Source organism: Burkholderia sp. 22088 (genome assembly GCF_052045915.1).
Taxonomy (GTDB): domain Bacteria; phylum Pseudomonadota; class Gammaproteobacteria; order Burkholderiales; family Burkholderiaceae; genus Burkholderia; species Burkholderia cepacia.
This window is the reverse complement of record NZ_JBQEPY010000019.1, coordinates 42,704-63,225: the sequence shown is the minus strand read 5'-3', so window position 1 is coordinate 63,225 and position 20,522 is coordinate 42,704. Positions and strand designations below refer to the sequence as shown.

21 protein-coding genes are annotated in these 20,522 nt (G+C 67.8%); 10 read left to right on the top strand and 11 right to left on the bottom strand.

What is annotated here, in order from left to right; all coding sequences use genetic code 11:
• The first annotated feature begins 184 nt into the window (after nt 1–184).
• The 5 genes from ACTJLD_RS31220 to ACTJLD_RS31200 all read left to right on the top strand — a co-directional run bounded on the left by ACTJLD_RS31220 (nt 185) and on the right by ACTJLD_RS31200 (nt 5,315).
• On the top strand, nt 185–802 hold the full coding sequence (locus ACTJLD_RS31220; RefSeq protein WP_021161113.1) for a DUF4126 domain-containing protein: 618 nt from the start codon (nt 185–187) through the stop codon (nt 800–802).
• A 50-nt stretch (nt 803–852) separates the two neighbouring features.
• A complete protein-coding gene (locus ACTJLD_RS31215; protein WP_440660559.1) occupies nt 853–3,414 on the top strand; it encodes an ABC transporter permease in 2,562 nt (853 codons plus the stop codon).
• 43 nt (nt 3,415–3,457) lie between these two features.
• Nucleotides 3,458–3,868, top strand: a complete 411-nt coding sequence (locus tag ACTJLD_RS31210; protein WP_006398765.1) for a group II truncated hemoglobin — start codon at nt 3,458–3,460, stop codon at nt 3,866–3,868.
• A 104-nt stretch (nt 3,869–3,972) separates the two neighbouring features.
• Nucleotides 3,973–4,704, top strand: a complete 732-nt coding sequence (locus ACTJLD_RS31205; protein ID WP_048020474.1) for an alanyl-tRNA editing protein — start codon at nt 3,973–3,975, stop codon at nt 4,702–4,704.
• A complete protein-coding gene (locus ACTJLD_RS31200) occupies nt 4,701–5,315 on the top strand; it encodes a DUF924 family protein (RefSeq protein WP_060172968.1) in 615 nt (204 codons plus the stop codon). The genes ACTJLD_RS31205 and ACTJLD_RS31200 overlap by 4 nt, the downstream gene beginning before the upstream one ends.
• 185 nt (nt 5,316–5,500) lie before the next feature.
• Here the strand turns inward: ACTJLD_RS31200 and ACTJLD_RS31195 are convergent, their stop codons facing one another.
• The 11 genes from ACTJLD_RS31195 to ACTJLD_RS31145 all read right to left on the bottom strand — a co-directional run bounded on the left by ACTJLD_RS31195 (nt 5,501) and on the right by ACTJLD_RS31145 (nt 15,013).
• Nucleotides 5,501–7,393: an ArnT family glycosyltransferase gene (locus ACTJLD_RS31195; RefSeq protein WP_322076028.1), complete on the bottom strand. Its 1,893-nt coding sequence runs from the start codon at nt 7,391–7,393 to the stop codon at nt 5,501–5,503.
• Nucleotides 7,394–7,622: 229 nt separating this feature from the next.
• Nucleotides 7,623–8,384, bottom strand: coding sequence for an SDR family oxidoreductase (locus ACTJLD_RS31190; RefSeq protein WP_027786852.1), 762 nt, complete (start codon nt 8,382–8,384; stop codon nt 7,623–7,625).
• Nucleotides 8,385–8,406: 22 nt separating this feature from the next.
• Nucleotides 8,407–8,988, bottom strand: coding sequence for a TIGR00730 family Rossman fold protein (locus ACTJLD_RS31185; protein ID WP_021161118.1), 582 nt, complete (start codon nt 8,986–8,988; stop codon nt 8,407–8,409).
• Entirely contained in the window at nt 8,985–9,743 is a 759-nt protein-coding gene (locus ACTJLD_RS31180) for a TetR/AcrR family transcriptional regulator (protein ID WP_021161119.1), read from the bottom strand. The genes ACTJLD_RS31185 and ACTJLD_RS31180 overlap by 4 nt, the downstream gene beginning before the upstream one ends.
• Before the next feature lie 206 nt (nt 9,744–9,949).
• Nucleotides 9,950–10,486, bottom strand: coding sequence for a diacylglycerol kinase (locus tag ACTJLD_RS31175; protein WP_027786854.1), 537 nt, complete (start codon nt 10,484–10,486; stop codon nt 9,950–9,952).
• Entirely contained in the window at nt 10,483–11,517 is a 1,035-nt protein-coding gene (locus ACTJLD_RS31170) for a glycosyltransferase family 4 protein (protein ID WP_027786855.1), read from the bottom strand. Before ACTJLD_RS31170 ends, ACTJLD_RS31175 begins: the two co-directional genes overlap by 4 nt.
• 31 nt (nt 11,518–11,548) lie before the next feature.
• Nucleotides 11,549–12,487, bottom strand: coding sequence for a UDP-2,3-diacylglucosamine diphosphatase (locus ACTJLD_RS31165; RefSeq protein WP_027786856.1), 939 nt, complete (start codon nt 12,485–12,487; stop codon nt 11,549–11,551).
• 233 nt (nt 12,488–12,720) lie between these two features.
• Nucleotides 12,721–13,227, bottom strand: coding sequence for an RDD family protein (locus tag ACTJLD_RS31160; RefSeq protein ID WP_440660555.1), 507 nt, complete (start codon nt 13,225–13,227; stop codon nt 12,721–12,723).
• A 6-nt stretch (nt 13,228–13,233) separates the two neighbouring features.
• Nucleotides 13,234–13,992 carry a DUF3106 domain-containing protein gene (locus tag ACTJLD_RS31155; protein WP_440660553.1) on the bottom strand — a complete coding sequence of 253 codons (759 nt, stop codon included), beginning with the start codon at nt 13,990–13,992 and terminating at the stop codon, nt 13,234–13,236.
• A 26-nt stretch (nt 13,993–14,018) separates the two neighbouring features.
• Entirely contained in the window at nt 14,019–14,453 is a 435-nt protein-coding gene (locus tag ACTJLD_RS31150; RefSeq protein WP_027786859.1) for a DUF3619 family protein, read from the bottom strand.
• Nucleotides 14,450–15,013 (bottom strand): RNA polymerase sigma factor, encoded by a 564-nt coding sequence (locus tag ACTJLD_RS31145; RefSeq protein ID WP_027784998.1) that lies wholly within the window; start codon nt 15,011–15,013, stop codon nt 14,450–14,452. The genes ACTJLD_RS31150 and ACTJLD_RS31145 overlap by 4 nt, the downstream gene beginning before the upstream one ends.
• 355 nt (nt 15,014–15,368) lie before the next feature.
• Between ACTJLD_RS31145 and ACTJLD_RS31140 the strand changes: the two genes are divergently transcribed.
• The 5 genes from ACTJLD_RS31140 to pssA all read left to right on the top strand — a co-directional run bounded on the left by ACTJLD_RS31140 (nt 15,369) and on the right by pssA (nt 20,516).
• The gene (locus ACTJLD_RS31140) at nt 15,369–17,132 is read left to right on the top strand and encodes an acetolactate synthase 3 catalytic subunit (RefSeq protein ID WP_027786860.1); all 1,764 of its coding nucleotides are present in this window, start codon (nt 15,369–15,371) and stop codon (nt 17,130–17,132) included.
• A gap of 111 nt (nt 17,133–17,243) precedes the next feature.
• Nucleotides 17,244–17,735 (top strand): acetolactate synthase small subunit, encoded by a 492-nt coding sequence (gene ilvN / locus ACTJLD_RS31135; protein WP_011352712.1) that lies wholly within the window; start codon nt 17,244–17,246, stop codon nt 17,733–17,735.
• Nucleotides 17,736–17,839: 104 nt separating this feature from the next.
• A complete protein-coding gene (gene ilvC / locus ACTJLD_RS31130) occupies nt 17,840–18,856 on the top strand; it encodes a ketol-acid reductoisomerase (RefSeq protein ID WP_021162800.1) in 1,017 nt (338 codons plus the stop codon).
• A gap of 127 nt (nt 18,857–18,983) precedes the next feature.
• On the top strand, nt 18,984–19,628 hold the full coding sequence (locus ACTJLD_RS31125) for a phosphatidylserine decarboxylase (RefSeq protein WP_011352710.1): 645 nt from the start codon (nt 18,984–18,986) through the stop codon (nt 19,626–19,628).
• A 15-nt stretch (nt 19,629–19,643) separates the two neighbouring features.
• Nucleotides 19,644–20,516, top strand: coding sequence for a CDP-diacylglycerol--serine O-phosphatidyltransferase (gene pssA / locus ACTJLD_RS31120; RefSeq protein WP_021162801.1), 873 nt, complete (start codon nt 19,644–19,646; stop codon nt 20,514–20,516).
• Nucleotides 20,517–20,522 lie beyond the last annotated feature (6 nt).

Below are 20,522 nucleotides of genomic sequence, written 5' to 3'. Positions count from 1 at the left end.
GGGTGCCGCGCCGCGGAATTGCGCCGGCCGCCCGTCCGGCCTGTCTATAATGGAACGCATTCGGGCCTGAATACCGTCGTGCTTCTCGCGGCACGCGGTGCCGGTCGCCACGCGCCACGCGGCCGGTCTGTCCGACCCGATCCGATCAATCGGCAAAGCGCACGGAAAGTGCAAGGAGAGGGCCATGATCGAAGCCATTTCGCTCGGCGCGGGGCTCGCGTGGGCGAGCGGCCTGCGCCTGTACCTGACGGTGCTGATCGCCGGCCTGCTGGCGCGGTTCGGCTGGCTGCACCTGCCCGACACGCTGGCCGTCCTGATGTCCCCGTGGGTCATCGGCGCCGCGGCCGTGCTCACCGTCACCGAATTCCTTGCCGACAAGATCCCCGCGTTCGACTCGCTGTGGGATGCCGTGCACACCTTCATCCGCATTCCGGCCGGCGCCGTGCTCGCGGCCGGCGCGCTCGGCCATGCCGATCCGACCGTGCTCGCGGTCGCGGGGCTCGCCGGCGGTTCGCTCGCCGGTGCCGCGCACGTGGCGAAGGCCGGCACGCGCGCGCTGATCAACCTGTCTCCCGAACCGATTTCGAACTGGGTCGCATCGTCGACCGAGGACGGCCTCGTGGTCGGCGGGCTCGTGCTCGCGTTCTTCGTTCCGCTCGCCTTCCTGGTGCTGCTCGCCGCCTTCATCGCGGCTTCCGCGTGGGCGCTCCCGCGCCTGTGGCGGGGTGTCTCGGGCGGCTTTCGCGGCATGGCGAACCACATGGTGTCGCGGCTGAACTCGATCGGGGGGAAGCGCGATTGAAGGGGCGGCAACACGCGGCGCAGCCGCCCGCCGGGCAACCCGGCCATGAGATGCGTGCGCATGCCGGCCGCTTCGGCCTGCGCGACCTGATCCGCCAGGCTGCCCGCATGACCGCGCGCGACTGGCGCGCGGGCGAGCTGACGCTGCTCGTCCTTGCGCTGGTACTCGCGGTCGCGGCGCTGACGAGCGTCGGCTTCCTCGCCGACCGGCTGCGCCAGGGGCTCGAGCGCGACGCGCGCCAGATGCTCGGCGCCGATTTCGTCGTGCGGGCCGACCGCCCCGTCGATCCGTCGTTCGACCGGCAGGCTCGCGCGCTCGGCCTGCGTACCGCGACGACCGCGATCTTCCCGAGCATGATCGCGTCCGCCACGGGCGGGCAGGCGTCCGACGCGGCGCCGTCGCGCCTCGCGGCCGTGAAGGCCGTGTCTCCCGGATATCCGTTGCGCGGCGCGGTCGAGATCCTGCCGGCCGGTGCCTCCGCCTCGCAGAAGGCGGCCGGGATTCCCGCGCCGGGCACCGTATGGGCCGATCCGGCGCTGCTCGATGCGCTGCACCTGAAGGCGGGCGATACGGTGCGCGTCGGGTTGCGCACGTTCAAGGTCGCCGCATCGATCTCCCGCGAACTCGATCGCGGGTTTTCGTTCGTCAATTTTTCGCCGCGGCTGATGATGCGCGCGGACGAACTCGCCGCGACCGGGCTCACGGGCTACGGCAGCCGGGTCACATACCGGCTGCTGGTCGCCGGCGACCAGCAGGCCGTCGCGCGCTTCGAAGCGTATGCGCACGCACGCGTCGACGGCGGGAAGCTGCGCGGTGCCGGTCTCGAGTCGCTGCAGGAAGGCCAGCCGCAGGTGCGGCAGACGCTGGATCGCGCGCGCCACTTCCTGACGCTCGTCGCGCTGCTCACCGCGCTGCTCGCGGCGGTCGCGATCGCGATGGCCGCGCAGCGCTACATGCGGCGCCACCTTGACGGCTGCGCGACGATGCGCTGTCTCGGCGTGAGCCGCCGCACGCTCGGCGCGTTGTTCGCGCTCGAATTCGCCGGCATCGGCATCGTATCCGGCGCCGCAGGCGCGGTGCTTGGCTACGGCGGCCACTGGGCGTTGCTGGCCGCGCTCGGCGGACTGATCGACGTGGTGCTGCCGCCGCCCACGCCGTGGCCGGCGCTGATCGGCGTGGGCGCCGCGCTCGTGCTGCTGCTCGGCTTCGCGCTGCCGCCGCTCGTGCCGCTCACGCGCGTGCCGCCGGTGCGCGTGCTGCGGCGCGAGTGGGGCGACGCGTCGCGCACTGCGTGGGCTGCGTATGCGATCGGCGTCGTGCTGTTCGCGGGGCTGCTGATCGTGGCCGCCGGCAACCTGAAGCTCGGGCTGATCGTCGCGGGCGGTTTCGCCGGCGCGCTGGTCGGTTTCGCGCTGATCGCGCGGCTCGTGCTGTTCGCCGCCGCGCGGACGGTGCGCAACGCGCGTGTGGCCGCGGGCGTCGGCTGGCGTTACGCGCTCGCGTCGTTGCACCGGCGCGGCACGGCCAGCGCGCTGCAGATCACCGCGCTGGCGCTCGGCCTGATGTGCCTGCTGTTGATCGCGATCACGCGCAACGACCTCGTTGCGGGCTGGCGGCAGTCGACGCCGCCCGATGCGCCGAACCAGTTCCTGATCGACATCCAGCCCGACCAGCGTGCCGACGTCGCGGCGTATCTGACCGCGCACGGCGTGCGCGACGCGGTGCCCGCGCCGATGGTGCGCGGCCGCCTCGTCGCGATCAACGGCAAGCCGGTGAATCCGGATGCCTACCCGTCCGACGAGGCCCGCCGGCTCGTCGACCGCGAGTTCAACCTGTCTTATACGACCGAGCTGCCGTCCGACAACCGGATCGTCGAAGGCGACTGGTTCGGCACCGCGGCCACGCCGCAGATCTCGATCGAGGCCGGCCTCGCGAAGACGCTGAACGTGAAGCCGGGCGACGTACTGCGCTTCGACGTGACGGGGCTGACGGTCGACGCGCCGATCACGAGCGTGCGCAAGCTCGACTGGGGCTCGTTCCGCGTCAATTTCTTCGTGCTGATGCCGCCGCCGGTGCTGAAGGATTTCCCGGCCGTATACCTGACGAGCTTCCATCTGCCGGCCTCGGACGCCGCGCTGCTCGATCCGCTGATCGCGCGCTACCCGAACCTGACCGCGATCGACGTCGCGCCGATCCTCGCGCAGTTGCAGCGGATGATGCTGCAGGTGGTCGGTGCGGTGCAGTTCCTGTTCGCGTTCACGCTCGCGGCCGGTGTGCTCGTGCTCTACACGGCGCTGGCCGGCACGCGCGACGAGCGGGTGCGCGAGGCTGCGCTGCTGCGCGCGCTCGGCGCATCGCGGGCGCAGGTCAATGCGGTGCAGCGCGCGGAATTCATCGTGGTCGGCGCGCTGGCCGGCGCACTGGCGGCGGCGGGTGCGATCGCGGTCGGCTGGGTGCTCGCGTCGCGCGTGTTCGACTTCCAGCTCGCCGTCGATCCGTGGCTCGTGCCGGCCGGCATCGCGGCCGGCATCGCGTGCGCCGGTGCGGCCGGCTGGCTGAGCCTGCATAATGTGCTGCGGCGCCCCGCGCTGCAGTCGCTGCGCGACGCATGAGCGTCGCCGGCGGCCCCGAAGATCCCGTTTTCCGACTATCCGTATGACCGATGTGAATGACGATGCGCCGTCGCAGCCGACGGCGTTCGAACTCGTGGGCGGTGAAGCCCGCGTGCGCGAAATGGTGGACCGCTTTTACGACCTGATGGACCTCGAGCCCGAGTTCGCGCAGATTCGCGCGCTGCACCCGGCGTCGCTCGACGGTTCGCGCGACAAGCTGTTCTGGTTCCTGTGCGGGTGGCTCGGCGGCCCCGACCACTACATCAGCCGGTTCGGCCATCCGCGGCTGCGTGCGCGGCACCTGCCGTTCCCGATCGCGTCGGTCGAGCGCGATCAGTGGCTGCGCTGCATGGCGTGGGCGATGGAGGATGTCGGATTGCCCGAACCGCTGCGCGAGCGGCTCATGCATTCGTTCTACGATACGGCCGACTGGATGCGCAACCGGCCCGGTTGACCGACCGGTACGCCGCTGCACGCGCGCGGGGCGATCTGCGTCTGGGCGCGCGCACCGCGTGGCGCGACACTGGCCGCTTCCCCAATCGATACGAGGTTTGCCCGATGACGACACAAGCGCTGTTTCGCGAAGACGCGTACCTCACGCAATGCGACGCGGTCGTTCTGGCCGTCGGTGAAGACGGCATCCGGCTCGACCGCACCGTGTTCTATCCGCTCGGCGGCGGCCAGGCCGGCGACACCGGCACGCTGACGCTGCCCGACGGCAGCACGATCGCGATCGCCGATACGCGCAAGGCGAAGTTCGACGGCGCGACGCCCGACGATGCCGTGCACGTGCCCGCACCGGGGCAGGAGGCGCGTGTCGCGGCGCTCGTGCCCGGCACGCGCGTCGCCGCGGAGATCGACTGGCTGCGCCGCTACCGCCACATGCGCCTGCATACGGCCGCGCACCTGATGTGCGCGGTGCTGCCGTACGCGGTCGACGGCTGCAGCGTGACGGCCGACTATGTCCGCCTCGATTTCGCGACGTCCGACCCGATCGACCGCGACGATGTCGAGCGGCGCCTCGCCGGCCTGGTGGTCGGCGCGCACCCGGTCACGACCGAGTGGATCACCGACGACGAGATGGCCGGGCGGCCGGACCTCGTGCGCACGATGAGCGTGAAGCCGCCGATGGGCCTCGGCCGGGTGCGGCTGCTGCGCATCGAGCATGTCGACCTGCAGCCGTGCGGCGGCACGCATGTGCGCAACACGGCCGAAATCGGCGAGCTGCGAATCGCGAAACTGGAAAAGAAGAGCGCGCGCACCCGGCGCCTCGTCCTGGAGTTTGCATGACGATCGACACCACCCACGCAGGCGCGGCGCTTGATCCGCATGCGCGGGAGATCCTGGATTTCTGGTTCGGCGAGCCGGGCTCGGCCGAATTCGGGCAGGCGCGCAAGGTCTGGTTCAACGGCGGGGCGGCGTTCGACGACGTGCTGCGCACACGCTATGGCGCCTTGCTCGACGCTGCGTGCGACGGCGGATGCGATCACTGGGCAGGTTCGCCGTCGGGTGCACTTGCGTTGATCGTCGTGCTCGACCAGTTCTCGCGCAACATCCATCGCGGTACGCCGCGCGCGTTTGCCGCCGACCCGAAGGCGCTCGCGCTTGCACGCCGCGTGGTCGCGGCCGGCTGGGACGCGCAGTTGCCGAGCGGACATCACCGCGCGTTTGCGTATCTGCCGTTCGAGCACGACGAGTCGGTCGAGAGCCAGCGCGAGGCCGTGCGCCTGTGCGCGGGCATCCGCGACGAGGCGGGGTGCGAAAGCTACCACCGCTTCGCGTTGCTGCATGCGGCCGTCGTCGAGCGCTTCGGCCGCTTTCCGCACCGGAACGCGATTCTCGGACGCGAGTCGAGCGACGAGGAAACGGCGTTTCTTCGCGAGCCCGGTTCGTCGTTCTGAAGATCCGCGCAATCGCGCGATAAGGGGAGGGGGCAGCCCCGCGGCGTCGCGCGGCCACCGTGTCAGCCGGGCGCGCCGGTCGGCGGCGCGCGTTTCCCGGCGGCTGTTCGCGTGTCAGGCGGCGGTGTTCGCCGTTCCACGCATGGCACGAGGGGACGCACGACGGTGCGCCGTGCCGTCATCCGTCACTGCAGGTGCTGCTCGGGCGTGCGCACGTACACGCGCAGCAGTTCGTCGTTGTCGCCCGGGCGCGCGCCCGACCAGAACAATTTCCATTCGCTGCCCGGCGCCGGATCGACGGCCCGCACACCCTGGACGATCATCCAGGTGCAGCGCGTCGTTTTCGCGTCGTCGATCGGCGTGTGCTGGATGCCGGAGAAGTAGTACAGCATCGGCGCTTCCGATTCGCCGAGCCCGTGCAGGCTCGCCATGCAGTCGCCGTCGTTCCATTCGAGCGCGAGATGCGCGTTCAGGTCGTCGAACACCGAGCGGTAGCTCTTCGCGACGTCGAGCCACGGCAGAAGCAGCGTGTAGATGAGCCCCCATGCGACGAGTGCGCCGGCGCCCCACGACAGTGCGCCGCGCCAGAGGCCCGTCGCGCGCAGTTTCGGCAGCAGCGTGAGCCAGCCGACCGTCAGCACGAGCGCGCCGGTCACGAGCGCGGGTTCGATCGGCATCGTCCAGTCGAGCGGCAGCCAGCGGCCGAGCGGCGCCAGATCCGCGCGCGACGCGGCCGGATCGGCCATCACCGCCCAGATTGCCCAGGCGAGCGCCACGGCCGCGCCGAACAGGATGCGGCTCAGGTAATCCCACGCGAGATGCAGCCGGCGCGGCAGGCGCTCGATGGCCTGCGCGGCGACCAGCGCGAGCGGCGCGAAGAACGGCAGGATGTAGAGCTGGCGCGACGTCGCGGACACTTGCAGCACGGCGAGACCGATGCCGGAGAACAAGACGGGCAGCGCGACGCGCGGCGTCCGCCAGTCGCGCCACACGCCGCGCGCGAGCGCGACGATCGCGAGCGGCGCGACCGGGAAGCCGACGAGCAGGAACGCGCGGAGGATGAAGAACGGCTTGTCGTTTTCCGCGCCCAGTTCGGGGACGGAGAAGCCGAAGAAGCGGCCGACGTTGTTATCCCAGAACCACGTCATGAACAGCGTCTCGGAGCGCATGAACAGCGCGGTCGGCCAGATGAGCGCGAACGGCGCGAACACGAGCGCGGCGATGCCGAGCGCGCGCGCGAACGAGCGGGTGCGGCAGGCCGGATAGAGCACCAGCGCGCCGACGAGCGAGGCCGCGAACACGAGCGGCACGAACAGCCCCTTCGCCATCAGTGCAATGCCGACGCCCGCGCCGAAGATCGGTGCGGCCCAGCGGCCCGACGGCCGGACCGGCAGCCCGTGGCGCATCTGCTGCGCGCGCGCGACGTGCTGCATCACGAGTTCGAGCAGCCCGCTAAAGCCGATTGCCGTGCCGGCGAACAGCGCGACGTCGGTCATCATGTCGTGCACGTGCTTGATGACGACGAGCGTGCCCGCGCTCAACACGACGGGGCCGATCACGCGCAGGTCGAACCAGGTGTCCGCGCGGCTGGCGACGCGCGCCGTGCGTGCGATGAAGCCGAACGCGAGCGCGGCGAACAGCGCGCTCGCGAGTCGCGCTGCGTCGTGCAGCGGCATCACGCGTTGCAGCAGCCATGCGAGGCTGGTCGCGACCCACGCGTAAAGTGGCGGCTTTTCCATGAACGGCAGGCCGGCATTGGTCGGCACGACGAAGTCGCCCGTCTCGAGCATGTGCTGGATGATGCCGAACGTGTAGGTTTCGTCCTGTTTCCAGGGATCGTGACCGAGGACGCCCGGCAGCACGTACGCGCAGATCAGCGCGGCGACGAACAGCCATGCGCGCCAGCCGAGCAGGAACGAGCGCTCGTGCGTGGTGCTGGTTGCGACGGTCGAGGCGGCGTCGGGCGTGCCGGCGACGTCGAGCGTTGCGGTGAGGTCGGTGTCGGCGGTCGAGCGGGTGTGCTGAGCCGGGGCGGGCACAGACGTGCGTCGCCGGCCGGGCGCTGCGGTTCCGGGCATGGAAAAGATCTCGGGTCGAGTCGAGCCGGTCCGGCGACATGGGCAGGACCGATTAGGGTCACATCAAGGGATAACGGACAGGTGTTGATGACGCCTGTCTGAATGCCCGCTAGTAGACCATGGAATTGTTACGAGAGTTTACTGATAGTGTCACGGAATTGTGGAGATTTGTGGTGTCGTGACGACTGATCCTCTCGGGCGGCGGTTTTTGCTGCGCCGCAGTACGGCATTACCGGCCGCCGCCGACGTCGAGCAGGGCACCCGTCGTGTAGGACGCCGCGTCGCCAAGCAGCCAGACGATCGCTTCGGCGATCTCCTGCGCTTCGCCCGCGCGGCCGAGCGGCGTCGTTGCGCCGAGGCGGGCCGCACGGCCCGGCTGGCCGCCGCTCGCGTGAATTTCGGTCTCGATCAGGCCGGGGCGTACCGCGTTGACGCGCACGCCGTGCGGGCCGAGTTCCTTCGCAAGACCGATCGTCAGCGAATCGACCGCGCCCTTCGAGCCCGCGTAGTCGACGTATTCGTTCGGCGAGCCGAGCCGGGAGGCGATCGACGATACGTTGACGATCGCGCCGCCGCGACCGCCACGGTCGGTGGACAGCCGGCGCGCCGCTTCGCGCGCGCACAGGTACGCGCCGAGCACGTTGGTGTCGAACATCCGCCGCAGCCGGTCGGCCGGCATGTCGGCGAGCGGCATCGACGGCGCGACGATGCCCGCGTTGTTGACGAGCGCGTCGAAGCGACCGAATGCGGCCGTGACGGTGTCGAACATCGCGACGACGTCGGCTTCGTTCGCGACGTCGCCCGCGACGACGCATGCACGGCCGCCCGCGTCGCGGACGGCCTGCGCGGTGAGTTCGGCCGCCGCCGCGTCGCGCGCGTAGTTGATGCCGACGTCCCAGCCGCGCCCGGCCGCGAGCACGGCGGTCGCGCGGCCGATGCCACGGCTCGCGCCGGTGATGAGGACGGCCTTGCGGTCGGACGGTGCGGTCATCGCGTGCGGGTTCCGGTGGCGCTTACTTGGCTGCGTCGGGTGCCCACTTGTCGCGGGCGGGCGGCTGGTAGCGACGCAGTCGCTCGATCAGCTCGACGGGTTCGGATTCGACGCACAGCGCGTCGAAATAGGCCGGACGCATGAAGCCTTCGTCGACCGTATGGCGCAGCAGCGCGATCAACGGATCGTAGAACGAATCGATGTTGTAGACCGCGACGGGCTTGCGGTGATAGCCGAGCTGCGCCCACGTGTAGACCTCGAATAGCTCTTCGAGCGTGCCGGCGCCGCCGGGCATCGCGACGAACGCGTCGGAGAGGTCGGCCATCATTTTCTTGCGGTGGTGCATGTCGGGCACGACGTGCAGTTCCGACAGCCCCGTATGGCCGACTTCCTTGTCGACGAGCAATTCGGGGATCACGCCGACCGCACGGCCGCCGGCCGCCATCACTTCGTCGGCGATCACGCCCATCAGGCCGACGCGGCCGCCGCCGTAGACGAGCGTGAGGCCCGCATCGACGAGCGCGCGGCCGAATGCGCGCGCGGCGTCGGCATAGATGGGCCGGACGCCGGACGACGAGCCGCAGTAAACACAGACTGCCTTCATTGCTTGGAATCCTTGGCGGGGGCCTGCCCGGTGACGACGGGGCTGTCTGCCGGTCGCGGCGAGCCGTCGCGCGGCGGCAGGTAGTCGGTGAACTGGCGCTTCGGCAGCTTGCCGGAGACCAGGTCGTCGAACAGCTGGCGCGAACGGCCGCGCAGATACGGTGCCATCACGGAGATCACGTGCATGCTGACCTGGTGCAGTTCCTCGCGGATCGCGTCCTGGTCGTTGTACTTGCGTGGATGCATCACGTACTGATACGACAGCCAGTACGTCGAAATGACGGCCATGTTGGTGGCGATGACCTCGATCTCGGCGGGGGTCGCGACCATCTCGGCGTCGGATACGAGCAGCTCGCACATGTCGCGCGCGAAGCGCACCTTGTGGCTGATGATCTGCTTGAAGTGCGTCTCGAGCGTGCGATTGCGCGCGAGCAGGTCGTTGAGGTCGCGATACAGGAACCGGTAGGTCCACATGAAATCGGCCATGTACTGCAGGTACGACCAGGTTTCGTCGATCGTCGGACGGTGATCTTCGGGAAAGCGCAGCCGCCGTTCGATCTGCTGCTCGAACTGCGCGAAGATGCTGTTGATGATGTCGTCCTTGTTGCGGAAATGGTAGTACAGGTTGCCTGGACTGATTTCCATTTCCTCGGCGATCGTCGTGGTCGTGACGTTCGGCTCGCCGATCTCGTTGAAGAGTTTCAACGACAACTCGAGAATCCGTTCGCGGGTGCGGCGGGGAGGTTTCGCTTCCATGTCGTCCGGCCCTGTGTGTGCCGGACTGGCGGGCGCTGCAATCGATGCTGCGTGATTCGTCCGGCGCGGGTTGCTGTTCTATGTCTAGCGGACGATTATAAACCGGGGTTTCGCCACACCGGGCGCATTTCGTGTGCGCGGCCCCGCACGGCGCATGGTGCAGCGCCGCACGCGGGCGGTGCGCGGCGCGTGCGCCCGGCGCTTGTCTAGAAGCCCAGCCAGTGTGCGACGACCGGGCCGAGCACGAAGGCCCACGTCGTCACGCATGCGAACAGCGCGACCGTCACGGCCGCGCTGCCGAGGTCCTTCGCACGTTTGGAGAGTTCGTGGCGTTCGAGCGAGATGCGGTCGATCGCGGCCTCGACGCTCGAGTTCAGCAGCTCGACGATCAGCACGAGCAGCACCGACGCGATCAGCAGCGCGCGCGAGGCGGCCGGCACCGGCGCAAACGCGCCGATCGGGAGCATCAGCGCGGCGAGCGTGAGTTCCTGGCGAAACGCGCTCTCCTCGCGGATCGCGACGCGAAAGCCGTTCAGCGAATGCTTGAGCGCGTACCAGGCGCGCGTGATGCCGCGGTGGCGCTTGTACGGGTTCGGCGGCAGCGGCGTCAGCCGATCGTCGGGGCCGAGCGGCTCGTGCGCGTGCACGTCCGCATCGGCATGCGGCTCTTCCTCGTCGAACGGACGGTGCCGTTGCGGCGTGGCGTCGGGGGGCGGGGACTTGTCGTTCAGGTCTCGTTTCAAACGGCGGCACCTTCTGCTGGCGAGTACGCGGTCTTCGGCAGCGGCTTCAGATGCGACGCGAACTGCTCGGACGCCGCGCGCCACGAAAAGCGTTCGGCCCATGCGCGCGCAGTCGCGCGTTCGATCTTCAGCGCTTCGAGGCAGGCTTCCTGCAGGTCCTCGTGCATCGCGCCGGCGTCGCCTTCGCCGAGCACGTCGATCGGGCCCGTCACGGGATAGGCGGCAACCGGCGTGCCGCAGGCGAGCGCCTCGAGCAGCACGAGGCCGAACGTGTCGGTGCGACTCGGGAACACGAACACGTCGGCCGCAGCATACACCTTCGCGAGCTCGGCCTGTGACAGCACGCCGAGATAGTTTGCCTCCGGATAACGCGACTTCAGCTCCGCGAGCGCGGGGCCTTCGCCGGCGACCCATTTCGAGCCGGGCAGGTCGAGGCGCAGGAACGCCTCGACGTTCTTCTCGATCGCGACGCGGCCGACATAGAGGAAGATCGGCCGCGCGGTATTGAGCACCTTCGATTCCATCGGCCGGAACACGTCGAGGTCGACGCCGCGGGTCCACAGCACGACGTTCGTGAAGCCGAATTTCTCGAGATCCTGCTTGACCACCGGCGTCGGCGCCATCACCGCGAGCGACGGGCCATGGAACCAGTGCAGGAAGCGGTAGGTCGCCGCGAGCGGGATGCCGAAGCGCGCCTGCACGTACTCCGGAAAGCGCGTGTGATACGCGGTCGTGTACGGCAGCTTGCGCGAGCGTGCATAGCGCCGCGCGGCGAGGCCGAGCGGGCCTTCGGTCGCGATGTGCAGCGCGTCGGGGGCGAACGCGTCGATCCGCGCGCGCAGCTTGCGGTACGGCAGGATCGACAGGCGGATCTCGGGGTAGGTCGGGCAGGGCACCGTGCGGAATTCGAGCGGCGTCAGCAGTTCGACGCGGTGGCCGAGCGCGGTGAGTTCGCGCGACGTGCTCTTCAGCGTGCGCACGACGCCGTTGACCTGCGGTTCCCACGCGTCGGTGACGATCATGATCTTCATCGCGGCAATGTCCTGTAGGTGCGGGGTTGTGTCAGGCAGTGGCCTTGGCCTTGCGCGACGTGGTTTCCGACGGTGCGGTGCGCATCACCGTCCAGTAGACGATCTTCAGTTCGCCTTCCATCGTTTCGACGAGTGCGGACAGGCTCTCGACCCAGTCGCCGTCGTTGCAGTACAGCACGCCGTCGATGTCGCGGATCTCCGCCTTGTGAATGTGCCCGCACACGACGCCGTCGCAACCGCGGCGGCGCGCCTCGTCGGTCATCACGGTCTCGAACTGCGAGATGAAGTTGACGGCGTTCTTGACCTGGTGCTTCAGGTACTGCGACAGCGACCAGTACTGGAAGCCGAGCCGGCTGCGGATCCGGTTGAACCAGCGGTTCAGCACGAGGATCAGCGTGTAGAGCGTGTCGCCGAGGTACGCGAGCCATTTCGCGTGCTGGATCACGCCGTCGAACAGGTCGCCGTGCACGATCCACAAACGTTTGCCTGCGAGCGTCGTGTGGAACGCCTCGCCGCGCACCTGGATGTCGCCGAACGCGAGGTCGCAGAACTGCCGCGCGCCTTCGTCGTGGTTGCCCGGGATGTAGACGACCTGCGTCCCCTTGCGCGCCTTGCGCAGGATCTTCTGCACGACGTCGTTGTGCGCCTGCGGCCAGTACCAGCCCTTTTTCAGTTGCCAGCCGTCGATGATGTCGCCGACGAGGTACAGGTACTCCGAATCGTTGTGGCGCAGGAAGTCGAGCAGGTACGGCGCCTGGCAGCCGCTCGAACCGAGGTGGATGTCGGACAGCCAGATGGTGCGGTAGCGATGCGCGGACGAGTCGGGGTCGTCATGCCGCGTGGCGTGACCGGCAGGCGGTTCTTGCGACACCCGCCCGTCGGTTGCGGCGGAACCGGACAGGAAGGCGGTGGCGGCGCGGGCGCCGAGAGGGTGACGGAACAGGGAGGTCGCAGACGTTTTCTGGCCCATGCATGACTCGCGCCGGTTGACATTACCGGCATTCCGCCATGCGGGCGTGACTGTGCCGTGACAGTCACGAGACGTTCTTATTACGACCGCTGCAAGGTGTTTAGCAGTGAATGTCGGGACGTTGTGTGACCTGCCGTACTGAACGTCCGGCGCTTGTCCGGCAAGGCTGTCGGGCCGGGCGGGAGTCGCCTCGGCGACGTGCTTTCGTCTGGTGAATGCGGTGCGTCAGCGCTTCAACGCGGGATGGCGACGACGCGCGTGCGTGCGATCCGGTCGTGCGGAAACTGGCGGCCGGCATGCAGCCGGGCCGCGCCGGCCCACACGACGATCCACGCGGCGGTGAGTGCGAGCGTGACGGGTACCGACAGGCCGAGGAGCGGATGCAGCGCGAGCGGCGGCAGGAACCACAGCCAGCCGAGCGCATAGCGGACGAGCGCGTGGCCCGCGCTCAGCGGCCGGCCGCTCGACGATTCGAGCCGCAGCCGCCACGTTTTCATCGGTAGCGTCTGGCCGCCGTGGGTCCAGAACCAGACGAAGTACGCGCCGACCACGAGCGCGATCCAGGCGGCGAGCAGGTTGTGATGGACGAGGCCGTTGCGCTGCTGCGTCGCGAGGCTGAACGCGAGTCCGGCGAAGAACACCACGCCGAACAGCAGCACGCCTTCGTAGAGCAGCGCGGCGAGGCGCCGCCGCACGGACGGCGCGGCGGCCGATGTTTCGGGGGCGCGGGCGTTCGCCACGGCCGCTCAGGAGCCCTTGAACAGCGAGGGGGCGTCGGCGGGCGACACGGGCGCCACGGCGGCCGGCGCGGATGCGGTGCCGGCCGTCGACGACGCGGGCACCGGCTGCGCGGCGGCGGCCGAGACGGGCGCCGGCGCGGTGGCTGCGCCGCTTGCGGCGTGATCGTGCGAATTGACGAGGCGACGGACGTCACGGTCGGCGACGGTCGGCGGCGCGCTGACGACGCTCGGCCGGCGGCGGCGCTCGGCGGCCGCGAGACGTTCCTTCTGCTCTTCGGGGAGTTGCTGGTACGCCTTCCAGGCCCGCTCGCGCGCCTGCGCGGACAGCTCCTTCGCACTCTGGTAGTTCTCGCGCGCGACGCGGCGCTGCTCGGGCGTCATCCGCGCCCATTCGGTCATCCGGTCCTGCAGGCGTTTTTGATCATCGGGCGTCAACTTCGCGAAACGCGATGCGATCTTCAGCCATTTGCGCTTGCGTGCGTCGCTGAAGCCATCCCACTGGTCGGCGAACGGCGCGAGTGCCGCGTGTTGCGCCGGCGTGAGGCGCGCCCAGGACAGCGGGCCGGACGCGGCCGGCAGCCGCAGGGGCAGCGGAGGGAGTTCGGTGGTCAGCCCGGTCGCGGCCGATGCGGGCGCGGCAGGGCTGTTGGCCGCGGCGGTGGGCGTCGCGGGGGCCGGGTGGAATCGTGGGTACGTGGCGACGTAGGAAACGGCGATCGCGATTACGCATCCGAAAAATACGGCCAGGCCGCGCTTCTGACTCACCCGTGCGATCCCCTCGTTATTGTCTGTTAGTGCGCACGCGACAGATACGCGTTGAACCCGTGATCGAGATACGCGTTGAGCGGCAGGTCGTCGCTGAGCATCGCCGCGTCGATGTCGGCGAGTTCGGCGGTGCGCTGCATGTCTTCCCAGTAGGCGATGCCGACGAGCCCCGCGAGCAGCAGCGCCAGCGGCCACGCGCGCAGCAGGCGGCGCGCGAACGACGGGCGGCCGGCCTGCGGGCGGCCCGCGGGCGCCGTGCCGTACGCACCGGCCGCGCCGGCGAAGGCCGGCACGAACACCGGCACGGTCGCGGCTTCGGGCTTCTTGCGCGCGAGCGCAGCCCGGCGGGCGGCGGCCAGACGGTCGGTGGTCGCGGCAGGCAGGTCGGCCGCGCGCTCGTCCAGCGCGCGGCGCACCTTCAGCGCGAATTCGTGTTCTCGATTTGCGGGAGCGGAGCTCATAGCGTGATTCCTTTGGCCTTGAGCGCTTGCGCCAGGGTGTGGGTGGCTCGCGAGCAGTGCGTCTTGACGCTGCCCTCGGAGCACCCCATTGCGGCGGCAGTCTCGGCGACATCCATATCTTCCCAATAACGCATCAGGAACGCTTCCCGTTGACGCGTCGGAAGTTTCTGGATTTCTTCGTCGATCAGGGCCAGAACCTGCTCTCGTTCGAGGCGGTGCTCGCTGCTTTCGACGCCCGCGTTGTCGTCCGCGGATTCGAGGGTTTCGAGCGGGTCGAAATCGTCGTCGTCGGTGTTGTTCAGCGACGAGAACAGCGTGACCCACGTGTTGCGGACCTTCTGCCGGCGGAACCAGTCGTGGATCGCGTTCTGCAGGATCCGCTGAAAAAGCAGCGGCAGCTCGGCCGCCGGCCGGTCGCCGTACTTCTCCGCAAGCTTGATCATCGCGTCCTGCACGATGTCGAGCGATGCATCGTCGTCACGCACGGCGTACGCGGCCTGCTTGAACGCGCGCCTTTCGACGCCCGCCAGAAAGTCGGCGAGTTCCTTGTCTGATGCCATTCCGTGAAGGTATGCGCTGCGGGCCGCTGCGTGGTGAAAAAGGTCGAAAAATTTCGTAAAACCCGCGGATGCTATCAAATTTTCGTGCCGCTTGGCACCGGGGCGGGCGCCGCACGTTGCGCGCGAGCCGCGGCGGCGGGGTGCCGGGCGGGGCCCATGATGCGCTGCGGGATATTTTGCTTGACGACCCATTCGCGACCCGCTATCGTCAGCGATTCGCAACATGAAGTGATGGTCTCATTTGAGGCTGGCCCAAGAAGCCTGCCCTTCAAACTGGACGCGCCGCTTGAACCCGAGCCACAAGCCCGGCAGAGAGCACCCGATCAATTTTTTGCCGAAAATTCGAAAGGTCAAAATGAACATGCCCAGCGCGGAATTCTCCACGTCGGAACCCCTTTCCCCTCCCGATAGCGACTCCATCGGCGGCACCGTGCTCATGAAGGCACTGGCCGATGAAAACGTCGAATTCATCTGGGGCTACCCCGGCGGCTCGGTACTCTACATCTACGACGAGCTTTACAAGCAGGACAAGATTCAGCACGTGCTGGTGCGCCACGAACAGGCGGCCGTGCACGCAGCCGATGCGTATGCGCGTTCCACCGGCAATGTCGGCGTTTGCCTCGTGACGTCGGGCCCCGGTGTCACCAACGCGGTGACCGGCATCGCAACGGCGTACATGGATTCGATCCCGATGGTCGTGATCAGCGGCCAGGTGCCCACGGCCGCGATCGGCCAGGATGCCTTCCAAGAGTGCGACACCGTCGGCATCACGCGTCCGTGCGTGAAGCACAACTTCCTCGTGAAGGACGTGCGCGACCTCGCGGAAACCGTCAAGAAGGCGTTCTACATCGCCCGCACCGGCCGTCCGGGCCCCGTGCTGATCGACATCCCGAAGGACATCTCGAAGACGCCGTGCCAGTACGAGCCGGTCAAGAGCGTGTCGCTGCGTTCGTACAACCCGGTCACGAAGGGCCATTCGGGCCAGATCCGCAAGGCCGTGTCGCTGCTGCTGACGGCGAAGCGTCCGTACATCTACACGGGCGGCGGCATCATCCTCGCCGACGCGTCGCGCGAACTGAACCAGTTCGCGGACCTGCTCGGCTACCCGGTCACGAACACGCTGATGGGCCTCGGCGGCTATCGCGCGTCGGACAAGAAATTCCTCGGCATGCTCGGCATGCACGGCACCTACGAAGCGAACATGGCGATGCAGCACTGCGACGTGCTGATCGCGATCGGTGCCCGCTTCGACGACCGCGTGATCGGCGATCCGGCGCACTTCGCGTCGCGTCCGCGCAAGATCATCCACATCGACATCGACCCGTCGTCGATCTCGAAGCGCGTGAAGGTCGACATCCCGATCGTCGGCGACGTGAAGGAGGTGCTGAAGGAGCTGATCGAGCAGTTGCAGACGGCCGAGCATGGCCCCGACACCGAAGCCCTCGCGCAATGGTGGAAGGACATCGAGGGCTGGCGCGCGAAGGACTGCCTGAAGTACGACCGCGAAAGCGAGATCATCAAGCCGCAGTACGTGGTCGAGAAGGCGTGGGAGCTGACGGACGGCAATGCGTTCGTGTGCTCGGACGTCGGCCAGCACCAGATGTGGGCGGCGCAGTTCTATCGTTTCAACAAGCCGCGTCGCTGGATCAACTCCGGCGGCCTCGGCACGATGGGCTTCGGCCTGCCGGCAGCGATGGGCGTCAAGATGGCGCACCCGGACGACGACGTGCTGTGCATCACGGGCGAAGGCTCGATCCAGATGTGCATTCAGGAGTTGTCGACCTGCCTGCAGTACGACACGCCCGTGAAGATCATTTCGCTGAACAACCGCTATCTCGGCATGGTTCGCCAGTGGCAGCAGATCGAATACAGCAAGCGCTATTCGCATTCGTACATGGATGCGCTGCCTGACTTCGTGAAGCTCGCCGAAGCGTACGGCCATGTCGGCATGCGGATCGAAAAGACTTCGGATGTGGAGCCGGCGCTGAAGGAAGCGCTGCGCCTGAAGGACCGCACCGTGTTTCTCGACTTCCAGACCGATCCGACCGAAAACGTCTGGCCGATGGTACAGGCCGGCAAGGGCATCACCGAGATGCTGCTCGGATCGGAAGACCTGTAACGGCGCGACGCGCGCCTGGGCCGAAGCGGCCGCCTTCACGAAGGGCGGTGCGGCACGCGGCGGCGCGCGGCGCGAGTGAATCGACACGGACACATTCTGGAAGAAGCGAACATGAGACACATCATTTCCGTCCTGCTGGAGAACGAACCGGGCGCGCTGTCGCGCGTGGTCGGTCTGTTTTCCGCACGCGGCTACAACATCGAAACCTTGACGGTGGCGCCGACCGAAGACCAATCGCTGTCGCGGCTCACCATCGTTTCCATTGGCTCCGACGACGTGATCGAACAGATCACGAAGCATCTGAACCGCCTGATCGAGGTGGTGAAAGTGGTGGACCTGACCGACGGTGCACACATCGAACGCGAGCTGATGCTGATCAAGGTACGTGCAGTGGGCAAGGAGCGCGAAGAAATGAAGCGGATGGCGGACATTTTCCGCGGCCGCATCATCGACGTGACCGAAAAGACCTACACGATCGAATTGACGGGCGCGAGCGACAAGCTCGACGCATTCATCCAGGGGCTGGACGCGGGCGCGATCCTCGAGACCGTGCGCACCGGCAGCTCCGGCATCGGACGCGGCGAGCGCATCCTGAAGGTGTGATGCCGACATTGCCAAAGTGGCACGCCGGGTGCGCCGTCATGTCCCGGCCCGCAGTACTCCATCCGAACGAATTGTTGAATTTTTGAATTAGCGAAGGAACCATCATGAACGTTTTCTACGACAAAGACGCTGACCTCTCCCTCATCAAGGGCAAGCAAGTCACGATCATCGGCTACGGCTCGCAAGGCCATGCACACGCGCTGAACCTGAAGGACAGCGGTGTCAACGTGACGGTCGGCCTGCGCAAGGGCGGCGCGTCGTGGAGCAAGGCCGAGAACGCCGGCCTGTCGGTCAAGGAAGTCGCGGAAGCGGTGAAGGGCGCCGACGTCGTGATGATGCTGCTGCCGGACGAGCAGATCGCCGACGTGTACGCGAAGGAAGTGCACGAGAACATCAAGCAGGGCTCGGCGCTGGCATTCGCGCACGGCTTCAACGTCCACTACGGCGCGGTGATCCCGCGCGCCGACCTCGACGTGATCATGATCGCGCCGAAGGCACCGGGCCACACCGTGCGCGGCACGTACTCGCAAGGTGGCGGCGTGCCGCACCTGATCGCGGTTGCGCAGAACAAGTCGGGCGCGGCACGCGACATCGCGCTGTCGTACGCTGCGGCGAACGGCGGCGGCCGTGCCGGCATCATCGAGACGAACTTCCGTGAAGAAACCGAAACCGACCTGTTCGGCGAGCAGGCCGTGCTGTGCGGCGGTACCGTCGAGCTGATCAAGGCTGGTTTCGAAACGCTGGTCGAGGCAGGTTACGCGCCGGAAATGGCGTACTTCGAGTGCCTGCACGAACTGAAGCTGATCGTCGACCTGATCTACGAAGGCGGCATCGCGAACATGAACTACTCGATCTCGAACAACGCCGAGTACGGCGAGTACGTGACGGGCCCGCGCATCGTCACGGAAGAGACGAAGAAGGCGATGAAGCAGTGCCTGACCGACATCCAGACGGGCGAGTACGCGAAGAGCTTCATCCTCGAGAACAAGGCAGGCGCACCGACGCTGCAGTCGCGCCGTCGCCTGACGGCCGAGCACCAGATCGAGCAGGTCGGTGCGAAGCTGCGCGCGATGATGCCGTGGATCGCGAAGAACAAGCTTGTCGACCAGACGAAGAACTAAGCACCGCGTGCTGTTCCGGCCCCTCGAATAGAGGGCCGGTACCAAAAAGCCGCCCGAAGGCAGCAGTGCCCCGGGCGGCTTTTGTTATGCTACGGGCTTTGCAATTCACCGAACACAGAACGAATCCATGAACTATCCTCATCCGATCATCGCGCGCGAAGGCTGGCCGTTCATCGCGATTGCTGCCGTCATCGCGCTGTTGATCCACGCCGTCGGGGGCTTCGGCTTCGCGTGGCCGTTCTGGCTGCTGCTCGTCTTCGTCGTCCAGTTCTTCCGTGATCCGCAGCGCCCGATCCCGGCGCAGCCGAACGCGGTGCTGTGCCCGGCAGACGGCCGCATCGTCGCGGTCGAGACCGCGCAGGATCCGTACGCGAACCGCGAAGCGCTGAAGATCAGCGTGTTCATGAATGTATTCAACGTCCATTCGCAGCGTTCGCCGGTCGATGGCGCGATCTCCAAGGTCGAGTACTTCCCGGGTGCGTTCCTGAACGCGGCGATCGACAAGGCATCCACCGAGAACGAGCGTAACGCGGTCGTGATCCAGACGGCGAGCGGCAAGACCGTGACCGCCGTGCAGATCGCCGGCCTCGTCGCACGCCGGATTCTCTGCTACGTGCGCGCCGGCGAGCCGCTGTCGCGCGGCCAGCGTTACGGTTTCATCCGCTTCGGTTCGCGCGTCGACGTGTACCTGCCGCTCGGCAGCCGCGCGAAGGTGTCGATCGGCGAGAAGGTCTACGCGTCGTCGACGATCCTCGCCGAGCTCGAACAGTAAGCGGCGGGGCGCACGATGGCCGCATTCAAACCGCGTCGGCCGCGCAACGGCGCCGGCCAGACGCCACGCCCGTTCCGCCGCAACAAGGGGATGGCCGCCGATCCGGTGCCGATCGAGAGCCGCCGCGCCGCGCGTCAGCGGTTCCTGAAGACGCGCGGCATCTACCTGCTGCCGAACGCGTTCACGACCGCCGCGCTGTTCTGCGGCTTCTTCGCGGTCGTGCAGGCGATGAACGTGCGCTTCGAGATCGCCGCAATCGCGATTTTCGTGGCGATGGTGCTCGACGGGATGGACGGGCGCGTCGCGCGCATGACGCATACGCAGAGCGCGTTCGGCGAGCAGTTCGACAGCCTGTCGGACATGGTGTCGTTCGGTGTCGCGCCCGCGCTCGTGATGTACGAGTGGGTGCTGAAGGATCTCGGCCGCTGGGGCTGGCTCGCCGCGTTCGTCTACTGCTCGGGCGCCGCGCTGCGCCTCGCTCGCTTCAACACGAACATCGGCGTCGTCGACAAGCGTTTCTTCCAGGGGCTGCCGAGTCCGGCCGCCGCCGCGCTGATTGCGGGCTTCGTGTGGCTCGCCACCGACAACCGCGTGCCGATGAAGCTCGGCTGGCTGCCGTGGGTCGCATTCGTGCTGACGATCTATGCGGGTGTGACGATGGTGTCGAACGCGCCGTTCTACAGCGGCAAGGCGCTCGACGTGCGGCACCGCGTGCCGTTCGCGGCGATCCTGCTGGTCGTCGTCGCGTTTGTGCTCGTGTCGTCCGACCCGCCGCTGATGCTGTTCTGCCTGTTCGTGCTGTACGGGCTGTCCGGCTACGTGTTCTGGGCCTACATGGCCGTGCGCGGGCGGGCAAACCCCGCGCGCTCGTCGCAGCGCGATCACTGACGCGCG